The sequence below is a fragment of the Pseudomonas sp. GM49 genome, assembly GCF_000282355.1.
In the GTDB taxonomy this organism is placed as follows: domain Bacteria; phylum Pseudomonadota; class Gammaproteobacteria; order Pseudomonadales; family Pseudomonadaceae; genus Aquipseudomonas.
Genome location: NZ_AKJL01000317.1, coordinates 1 through 10,076 on the forward strand (window position 1 = coordinate 1; position 10,076 = coordinate 10,076).

Consider the following 10,076-nt stretch of genomic DNA (forward strand, 5'->3'; position numbering starts at 1 on the left):
GTGGGGTTTCCCCATGTGAGAGTAGGTCATCGTCAAGATTGAATTCCAAAACCCCTGTCAGCTAACGCCGACAGGGGTTTTGTCGTTTCAGGGGTACTGAAAAGCCCGTTGTGGAGCCTCTCCACAGCAGGCTTTTTCACATTCTAGGCAAACAGTTTCAGCACATTGTTCATTGCATCATCGGCAAAACCCTGTACGAAATCCTTGAAGCCTGGCAGCGCCTCGGCGCCACCCTGTGCCGGGTCGGCGATGATGGTCCAGGTGGCTCGGGACTTGTTCGTATCCAGGGGTTCAACGCTCATCGCTGCCCACAGATTGGCCACACCCAGCGTGTTGTAGATGGTGGTCCAGGTCATGTGTCGTGCCTGGTCGTCCCGGGAGTTGAGCTGTTCGACCACCAGGTTACCGTCCTTGAAGAACTTTTTGCGCAGCGATGAAACCCCTTCGCCGGTCATCTCTATGTGCGACAGCGCAGGGATGAAGCGATCGAAGCCGGCAAAGTTACCGACTACGGCCCATACCTGCGCAGCATCGGCGGGCACGTCCACCGAGGACACCACGTGGCAGCCTTGGGGGTTTTTGATCAGGGTATCGGGATGCAGAGTACTCATGGTTTTGCTCCGTTGGGGTTGAGTCAGATGAAGTTGATTTCTTTGAGGTAATCGCAGCCACGACGCAGCAGCGCCGGGGACTTTTGCGGGTAGTGCGCACCCATTAGCCGAACACCTGCCAGGGCGTTGTCGTGACCGATCATCGAGATATCGCCGATGTCCTCCTCGAAGCCGTTGAGGTAGAACCCCAGCACGCCGAACAACGCGTTGTCGCTGTCAACCCGACTCAGTTGCTGTTGCCAGTCGGCGACGCTGACCATTGCGAATTCGCGCCCTGCCTCGCGGAAGGACGCCACGTAGTTGTCCCAGCTCAGGGGCTCGGGGTTGTGCAGGTTGAACACCGCCTGTTCCGGTTGATAACGACTGGCGTGGAAGGCGATGAATCGGGCGAGAAAGTCCACCGGCATCAAGTCGAAATTCAAGGCGAACTCCGGCACCTGGCCAAGCTGGAGCGAGCCCTTGAGCATCAGCATCAGGCGGTTCTTGTGCGGCTGGCACACACCTGTGAGGCTGTTGAAGCTGATGTTGCCAGGGCGGTAGAGATTGACCCGCACCCCAAGCTCCCGCGCCCGTTCGAGGATTCGCTCGCCGACCCATTTGGACAGGTTGTAGCCGTTCTTGATGTAGATCGGTGGCGTCGCTGCGGCCGGTAACTCAAGCACTCGGCCGTCGGCGGACATCGTGCTGGAGGCCGAGAGCGTCGAGACGAAGTTGAAGATTTTTTTGCTGCGTCCTTCGCACAGGCGCAAACATTCGAAAATCGGCTCGACGTTGTCCCGCGCCAGTGACTCGTAATCGAGGACGTGATTGACGTTGGCCGCGTTGTGCACCAATGCGCCATATTCTCGATCCAGGCGCTGATAAACCTCAGCCGCCAACCCGAGTTCCGGCCGCGTGATGTCAGCCGCGTAAACCCGCACCCGGCTCATATCCAGATGCTCGAGACGGTTCTCTCGCAATGCCTGGGTGAAGCGCTCGTCCGCCGATTGCCCGTTGCCGTCGCGAACCAGGCAGGCGACTTCGCTGGCACCCCAGGCCAGCAACGCCTCGACGATGTGTACACCGACAAAACTGTTGGCGCCGGTGACGATCACCTTGTGCACATCGCCCATGCGGCTAACGGGTAGCGGCCGAACATCCAGTTCGCGGAAGGCATCGCGCATGGCCTGTTCGCTCAGCACTTCTTCGCTGCCGGAGCCGCGTACCAGTGTTGCCAGTTTCGCGAGGGTAGGCAGTTCGATGAAACGGTTGATCGAGATGCTGCGCCCGAACTCCTCGCGCAATCGCAAGAGCATGCGCGACAGCAGAATCGAGTGCCCGCCCAGGTTGAAGAAGCTTTCGTCGGTGGAAATGTCGCTCGCTGGCAACTCCAGCAACTCGGCCCAGATTTCCAGCAGCAGGGCTTCATCGGCGCTGGCTGGCAGGCGCCGTTGAGGGTTCTCGGTGACGCTCACGGGCAGATCCAGCAGCGCCTTGCGGTCGACCTTGCCATTGCTGGCGTAGGGCATGCTTGCCAGCTCGGTCCATGCAACGGGGTGCATGTAGTCCGGCAGTTGCTGTACCGCGTGGGCCTTCAACGCTTGGCGAGCGGTGCCGGGGAGGTCTTCCCGGGGTTGGGCGAGGAAGGCCAGAATCCGTCGCTGGCTATCAATGACCACGGCAACCTGGCGGTACAACTGACTGTCGCGCAGGCAGCGCTCAATCTCCTCCGGCTCGACCCGGAAGCCGCGAATCTTCACCTGATTATCACGTCGACCGCACAGCACGATCCCTTCAGGCGTCCACTTCGCCATGTCCCCGGTGCGATAGGTGCGCAGGGTCCGGCCATCAGGCAAGTTCAGATCCAGATAGCGCTCGGCGGTTTGCTGCGGGTTGTTCAGGTAACCCAGGCATACACCCGGGCCGGCGATGTACAACTCACCGACGGTCTGTTCGGCCACCGGTTGCAAGTCATCATCGAGAATCAATACCTGACTGTTGGCGATTGGAGCGCCCAGCGAGCGGTTGTTGTCGTCTGCCTGGAGTTTGCGCGCGGTAATCAGCACGGTGGCTTCGGTGGGCCCGTAGAGGTTGTAGAGCTTGCCCTGACGGCTCAGTTGCTCGATGACCCACGGCTCGCAGACATCGCCGCCGGTCATCACATGATCCAGGCACTGCAATTGCTCCAGCGGCAGGATGCTCAACAAGGCAGGCGGTAAAAAGGCATGGCTCAGTTGGCGATGACGAATCAGTTCCACCAGTTGCAGCGGATCGCGGCGTTGGTCTTCGCCGGGCACGACCAGCTCCGCGCCTTGCATCAGGGTCGGAAAGATGTCGATCAGCGATGAGTCGAAACCCAACGAAGAAAACTGCAGCACCCGACTCTGGCTGGTCAACTGCACATAGTCGGCGTACCAGTGGGTGAAGTGCGCGAGGTTGGCTTGGCTGAGCAGCACGCCCTTGGGATGGCCGGTGGTGCCCGAGGTGTAGAGCGCCATGCATGGCGCATTGAGGTCGGGGCGTTGGCGCATCAACGGTTGAGTGAGGTCTGCGTCATGGACATCGATGCTGCTGATGTCCAGCCCTGGCATCTCGCTCGCCAGGGGATGCTCGCCGTCATGCAGCAACAACACCGCGCCGGCATTCGACAGGATGTACTGCTGACGTTGAAGCGGATGGCTCGGCTCCAGCGGCAAGTACACCGCGCCGCTGCCCAGGATCGCCAGGATTCCCGCATACAGCGCGCTGCATTTGGGCAGGCAGATCCCGATGACTACCGGGCCTTGATGCTGAACCAGCAGCGGTCGCAGACGTTGCTGGATGGCGCGGCTTTGGGCGTGCAGTTGGTGATAGTCGAGGGTGCTCCCGGAAATGCTCAAGGCCGGACGGTTCGCGCTCTGGATGCATTGTTGTTCCAGCTTTTCGATCATCGGCGTTTGCGCGAGTTGCTGCAGTCGTGGGTCGGCGGTGGCATTCAGGCGATGCACGAACGCGAGGCTGTCCAGAAACCGCAGGCTCTCGATGCGCTCGTAACGGGCAGCAACGGCGGGTTCGGCGAGTCGAAAATAGTCGGCATCACGCGAGTAGCGGCTGACCAGCAGCGCCACGTGGTCAACCAGTGCTGTCACGGCCTGCACATGTAAAGCCTGGCCGTTACCCGACGGTTCATCGGCGATGGGTACACGAGTCAGCAGCGTTGAGCCATGGCAGCACAACAAGTCCAGCGATGGCAGGCCGGACGCCTGTGGCACGCCAAGACCCAATTGCAATGTCAGTCGTGGCGCCTGACAGGTGAACTGAAGCGACGTGTCATCGTCGATCAGCAGATCAGCCTGTCCAGGCATGTCGTCGAGCGCGCAGATCCGCGTCAGTGAGTGGCCGTGTTGTTCGAGTTCCAGCGCCAGGTCGGTCAGTGCCTTGCTTTGTCCGGTGAGCAAAATGTCGAGTCGTCTCATGATGGCTCCTCGTCAAACCAGGTAGTCGCTGAGGGCGGTTTGTACGCACGGCGAATCGAGCAGCGAACTGCTGTGGAAAAACCGCACAATGTTGGCCACCAATGGGTGATGGCGATTGATCGGGAACGCCAGCGCAGACACTTCGCTCTTGAGTGCGTGGCGTGCCGTGTCGTTGATCTGCAATGCGTCGATCAAGCGGAAGTCGAAGGATTTCTGGATGTCGTTGGTCAGGTAATGGCCAATGAACACCGGCAGGATCTGCGCGATGCACTGGCGGTCGTCTGCACTTGCGGTATGCCAGTAGATGCGCACCAGCCGCGCCCAAAAACCGGAATGACGCCCCTCGTCCCGCAAGTGATCGGCCATCAGACCCTTGATCGATTGCTTGACCGTGTCGTCCTTGGCGAACGCGGCGACATCACCGGTCACAGTGTTTTCGGCGATGGCCACGCAGATCAGTTCTACAGCGCTACGCAGGTGCTCCGGTGCGAGCGCCACGGCCGCCGGTATCGCTCGGCTCAGCTCGATCTCATCCGGCAACTCAATCGGGGCGATGCCGGTCATGGCGACGGTCTGTTGCATGAAATCCATCGCCACCAGCGCGTGGTAGTCCTCGTCCACTACGACAGTCATGGCGTCGTAGCGACAGGCGAACGGGAACTCGACCGCGAAGCGATTCTTGGCGATGCTGCGGGCGGTTTTGTCGACGATCTCGGTTTCGAAAATCACTACGTCGTTGATGAACTTGTAGAGCGTCTGCACCAAGGCAAAGTCGCGCTGTTCCGGGCATTCGCGCAGAAAGGTTTCGCTTAGCACCAACGGTTGGCGGCTCAAGGGGTAGATCAGTTTGTCGTCGTTCTCCAGCACGCGGCGCGGGCGGGTGCGGATGGTCGCGCGGTTCTCCCAGGCGTCGGCGAAGGATTGGTAGTCGGCGGCGTTCATGCGCTCACCTGCGCAACCGATTCGTTCATGCTCAGGCGCAACCCGTCCCACAGCGCAATACGACTTTCCACGGCAGCGATGGCGCTGGCATACACGTCTTCCTGCCGTTGCGGGTTGCTATCGATCAGTCGCGACAGGAGCTTTTCCGCCGCCGGGCCGTGATCCTCGGAGTCGACCTCAATGTGCCGTTCGAGGTAGTAACGGAAGGTCGGTGCCTGCTCGATGCCGATACCCCAATCGTCGAGGATGCGCTGGAACATCTGCGGGATAACGCTCTCGCGACCGTGCAGAAACGCCGCCGCTACACTGTGACCCGGCGCATGCAGTGCGGTGTGCAGCGTATGGCGAACGAAATGTGCGGCCGCCGGATCGACGTTGACGCTCTGCAAGGCCACGTCGTAGCTCACGCCTTCTTGCTGCAGGGCCACAAAGCGTTCGATGGCAACGGTACAGGCGCCGACTTCGCGCATTGCATCCAGGTACAACTCGAAGTGGCTGTAGTGACCCTGGTCCGGGCGATCATCCGACTCCTCACCCAGCACGATCTCGTTGATCAACCGCGCTGCCTGGGGGTCCTGCGGCGGCAACCAGGGCAACTGCACACAGGTCAGTTCCTGTTGCAGGCGTTTGGTCAGCGACATGAAGTCCCATACGGCAAACACGTGGGTTTCCATGAAGCGTCGCAGGACCGGCAGCGAGTGTATTTCAGAAAAAATCGGATGTTCGCTAAGTTCGGCTTTTTTTTGAATCAGACGTTCTTTAGTTGGTTTCATGGATGAGCCTGTAAATGAACTGAGGTGAGAAGTGATCAAGCACTTAAGTTCGTTGGAAATTTTCTCCTGGCGAACGGGTACCTCAAACGAATTGATCTTTTTAAGTGCTATGGATGCCGAGTAACTGAGGCTTTGTTGCCGCTTGTGGCTGGCAGCGAAGAAAAGCTAATACACATATAAAGTGTCAATCAAGTTGTTTCGGTATTATTTTGATATTCAACTTTTTTATGAATGATAAGTTCCAATAAAACTTTCTATATAAGTTTTATTTTGGCGTAGTTACTCCTTCCGGCTTATATAAGTCAGAATTGAATAAAGAGTGAATGCCTCACTCGAAGTAACTTTTAAGCGGGCGTCGTTTGGGGGTGTCTGAGGGGGGAAGTGGGTCGCGAGTGATGCCGATCCTTCCGTTCCCGTGATGAGGCTCCTTCCTTTGCTTCTGGGGGTGGGGGTTACGCCATTCGCACGGAGCGTCCCCCCGTTTTATGGTGTCCTGGTTACCCAGAGTGGGCGTAAATCGAGGCGGCCGCCATTACTGAGGCATCACGCAATCGTTGCAATGCTCAGGTTTGAAGACGGCGGGGCGTTGGCGCGCGGTATGGCGCCGCGAGGGCGGAGCACTTCGGGGAATGCGCGGCAAGCGAGGGTGAACCGTTCGGTACGTTTCCCCGGATATGCCGCTGCGGGTTACTTCAACTTGTTTCTGGCCTGGACTTCAGGGCTGTTGAGATAGCGCGTAATGACCTCGACCCCTCGGTTCAGGTGATGTTCGAGCAGTTTCACGGAGCGTTCGACGTCCCGGTCTTCGGCGGCCCGCAACAGTGCCTGATGGTCGTCCTGGGACAGTTTGCCCAGGCCCATGGCTTCCAGGTTGAAACGCAGGAACCGCTCTTCTTCGATCAGGCCGTCTTCGACCAGTTTCAACAGCCGACGATTGGGCGCCCGGCTGTAAAGTGTCATGTGGAACAGGCGATTGAGCCGTCCGATTTCGGTGTAGTCGTTTTGCGTTTCCAGTTCGTCGATGTAACGGGCAGCCTGTTCGAGATCTTCGTCCTGGAGCAGTGGCACCGAGAGACGCAGGGCTTCGGATTCCAGCAGGATGCGCAGCGCATAGGTTTCCACGGCATCGCCCTGGACCAGCGGCGCGACCACGGCACCCTTGTGGGCAATCACGTTGAGCAACGATTGTGCTTCGAGCTGGCGCAAGGCTTCGCGTACGGGCATGCGGCTGACGCCGAACAGGTCGGCGAGGTCTTGCTGGCGCAGGGCCGCACCGCAAGGAATGCGTCCGTCAAGTATCGCTGCGCGCAGGGTTTCTTCAATCACCGAGCGTGCCATATGAGCGGGAATCGGCCCGTTGACCTTGATACTGCTGAGAGGGTTGGGCTTTTGTGTCACTAAACGCACCCTGATTGATGGAGATTTTTTTGGATCCAAATGACACTAGTAACTGACCGACGGCTTGTCAAACAAGCTCTCGAGTGCCTTTCTTGAAGTTTAGCGCAGCCAGTGATCTCACTGTGCCATGGTCTTTTCACGGTCTAACCTTCACCATTCAAACGACTCCCTCCTGCCTATCCAGGATGCCTCGCATTGGTGGCAAGTTTAACAATCCCCCGGATTTTACGCTGGCTGTGCGGCGCATTGCTGCTGGCTGGCGTGATGCTGGGCAGCTTGAGTGCCGATTGGGACTTTTCCCTGATCAGCCGGCGGGCGCAGGCATTGTACGGACCTTTGGGAGAAGGTCAGCAGCGCATTAATGATTGGCAATACTTGTTGGCCAGTCAGAAGCAGCTCGGCGAGCTGGAACAACTCAACGTGGTCAATCGCTTCTTCAACAAACAGCTGCGATACGTTGAAGACATCGATCTGTGGCATGAAGTCGACTACTGGGAAACCCCGATCGAAGCCCTGTGGAAAGGCGCCGGCGACTGTGAAGACTACGCTATTGCCAAGTACTTCAGCCTGCGTCACCTCGGTGTAGCCAGTGAAAAGCTGCGTATTACTTACGTCAAGGCACTGACCCAGAACCGCGCGCACATGGTGCTGACCTACTACTCGAGTCCGGAGGCCGAGCCCCTGGTGCTTGACAGCCTGATTGATGCAATCAAGCCGGCCAGCCAACGAAAGGATTTGCTGCCGGTCTACTCTTTCAATGCAGAGGGACTGTGGTTACCGGGCGCCAAGGGCAATAAAAAGGCCGGCGATACCAAACGCCTTTCGCGTTGGCAGGATGTGTTGAAAAAAATGCAGGCCGAAGGATTCCCGGTCGAGACGACTAACTAGGAGCACGTGCTCAGATGTCTTTGTTCAAACAGCTGTTGATTGCTATCTGTCTGTTCCTGGTGGTCGCCTTCACCGGCAGTTTCATGGTCAGTCTGGAGAGCTCGCGTACTCAGTACGTCAACCAGTTGCGCTCCCATGCGCAGGACGCCGCGACGGCGCTGGCGCTTTCCCTGACACCGAATATCGACGACCCGGCGATGGTCGAGTTGCTGGTCAGCTCGATTTTCGACAGCGGTTACTACGCGAGCATCCGCGTGGTCGATCTGAAGACCGACCAGACCCTGGTTGAGCGCACGGGGATCCCGGCGGTGAACAATGTTCCGGACTGGTTCGTCAGACTGATCGGCCTGGAACCCGCCGGTGGTGATGCGATCGTCAGCCGTGGCTGGGAGCAGGCTGCCCGGGTCGAGGTCGTCAGCCACCCGATGTTCGCACTGGCCAAGTTGTGGCAAAGCGCTTTGGGCAGCCTGAGCTGGTTGCTGCTATGTGGCGCGGTCAGTGCGGTACTCGGCGCGCTGTTGCTGCGTCAGCAATTGAGACCGCTGGATTACATGGTCAAGCAATCCCACGCCATCGCCCGCCGGGAATTCCTCAGCCTGCCGGAACTGCCGCGCACCCCCGAACTTCGCCGGGTCGTGCAGGCCATGAACCAGATGGTCGAGAAGCTCAAGGCGCTGTTTCAGGAACAGGCCGAGCGCAGTGAAAAACTGCGGGTCGAGTCCTATCAGGACAGCCTGACCGGGTTGGCCAACCGTCGTTATTTCGAGATGCAATTGAACGCGCGGGTGAGCAACCCTGAACAGGCCAGCTCCGGTTACTTGCTTCTGTTGCGGGTTCAGGATCTGGCGGGCCTCAACCAGCGCCTGGGCGGACAACGCACGGACGAATTGCTGCGGGCGGTCGGCGAGCAGCTGTCGCGCGAATGCGCCCGATATCCGGCAACGCAAAACCTCGTTACGCGGATTCGGGGTGGCGAATTTGCCGTGCTGGCGCCTGGGCTGATGCGCGAAGAAGCACTGCAACTGGCGCAGCACCTCGACACAGCCCTGGCCAGCCTGCATGCGACCGGCGCCACCGACGTGGTCTCGGTCGCCGCGATCGGGTTGGCGCCGTTTGTCCATGGTGACGTGCCGCAAGCAGTGCTCGGGCTGGCGGATCAGGCATTGGCGCAGGCCGAAAGCCAGGTTGATTCGAATTGGGTCTGTCTGGATCGAAGCACCCTGGCCTGTGTCGGCGATGACCAGCATGCCTGGCACAACCTACTGGATCGGGCGCTGAAGCAGCGGCAATTCAAGTTATTTTTCCAGCCGGTGGTGGCCAGCCAGGACACACAACGAGTGCTGCACCACAAAGTACTGTCACGCCTGATCGACGATCAGGGCCAAAGCATACCGGCCGGGCGCTTCCTGCCGTGGTTGCAGCGGTTCGGCTGGACTGCGCGACTGGATCACCTGATGCTGGAATTGGTGCTGGAGCAGATGGCCGATCACGAAGCACCGCTGGCGCTGAACCTGTCATCGGCGACGCTGGAAGACCCGCAGGGCTTGAATGCACTTTTCGAACGGCTGCGCTCGCATTCCCATCTTGGGTCGCGGCTGACCCTGGAAATCGGCGAAGAACAATTGCCGGAGCAAGCCATGCTTGAAGACCTGACGCGGCGATTGCGTGGGCTAGGGTTCTCGTTGAGCCTGCAACATTTCGGTGGGCGCTTCAGCATGATTGGCAATCTCGCCCGGCTCGGGTTGGCGTATCTGAAAATCGACGGCAGCTACATCCGCGCGATCGATCAGGAGAGCGACAAGCGTCTGTTCATCGAAGCCATTCAGCGTGCGGCCCATAGCATCGATTTGCCGTTGATTGCCGAACAGGTTGAAACCGAGGGCGAGCTGGCGGTGATTCGGGAGATGGGGGTTTATGGGGTGCAGGGGCGGTTGGTGGGGGAGCCGAAGCCTTGGCAGTAGCGAAAATCTAGCTGTACTTGATGTCGCCTTCGCGAGCAGGCTGAACTGGTCAACTAATTTTGGACACCA

At 59.0% G+C, this 10,076-nt stretch carries 7 protein-coding genes; 2 read left to right on the forward strand and 5 right to left on the reverse strand.

Annotation, left to right across the window (positions count from 1 at the left end):
* Positions 1-143 precede the first annotated feature (143 nt).
* The 5 genes from PMI29_RS01995 to PMI29_RS01975 form a co-directional block, all read right to left on the reverse strand.
* Positions 144-611, reverse strand: coding sequence for an SRPBCC family protein (locus PMI29_RS01995; RefSeq protein WP_008003931.1), 468 nt, complete (start codon positions 609-611; stop codon positions 144-146).
* Between the two features lie 23 nt (positions 612-634).
* Positions 635-4,045: a non-ribosomal peptide synthetase gene (locus tag PMI29_RS01990; RefSeq protein WP_008003934.1), complete on the reverse strand. Its 3,411-nt coding sequence runs from the start codon at positions 4,043-4,045 to the stop codon at positions 635-637.
* Between the two features lie 12 nt (positions 4,046-4,057).
* Positions 4,058-4,987 carry a diiron oxygenase gene (locus tag PMI29_RS01985; RefSeq protein WP_008003936.1) on the reverse strand — a complete coding sequence of 310 codons (930 nt, stop codon included), beginning with the start codon at positions 4,985-4,987 and terminating at the stop codon, positions 4,058-4,060.
* Positions 4,984-5,760: a DUF3050 domain-containing protein gene (locus PMI29_RS01980; protein WP_008003938.1), complete on the reverse strand. Its 777-nt coding sequence runs from the start codon at positions 5,758-5,760 to the stop codon at positions 4,984-4,986. Before PMI29_RS01980 ends, PMI29_RS01985 begins: the two co-directional genes overlap by 4 nt.
* A 687-nt stretch (positions 5,761-6,447) precedes the next feature.
* Positions 6,448-7,158 carry a GntR family transcriptional regulator gene (locus tag PMI29_RS01975; protein WP_008003940.1) on the reverse strand — a complete coding sequence of 237 codons (711 nt, stop codon included), beginning with the start codon at positions 7,156-7,158 and terminating at the stop codon, positions 6,448-6,450.
* A 195-nt stretch (positions 7,159-7,353) separates the two neighbouring features.
* On the opposite strand from PMI29_RS01975, the gene lapG reads away from it, so the two are divergent.
* Positions 7,354-8,046: a cysteine protease LapG gene (gene lapG / locus PMI29_RS01970; protein ID WP_008003942.1), complete on the forward strand. Its 693-nt coding sequence runs from the start codon at positions 7,354-7,356 to the stop codon at positions 8,044-8,046.
* 14 nt (positions 8,047-8,060) lie between these two features.
* Positions 8,061-10,007 (forward strand): cyclic di-GMP receptor LapD, encoded by a 1,947-nt coding sequence (gene lapD, locus PMI29_RS01965; RefSeq protein WP_008003944.1) that lies wholly within the window; start codon positions 8,061-8,063, stop codon positions 10,005-10,007.
* Positions 10,008-10,076 lie beyond the last annotated feature (69 nt).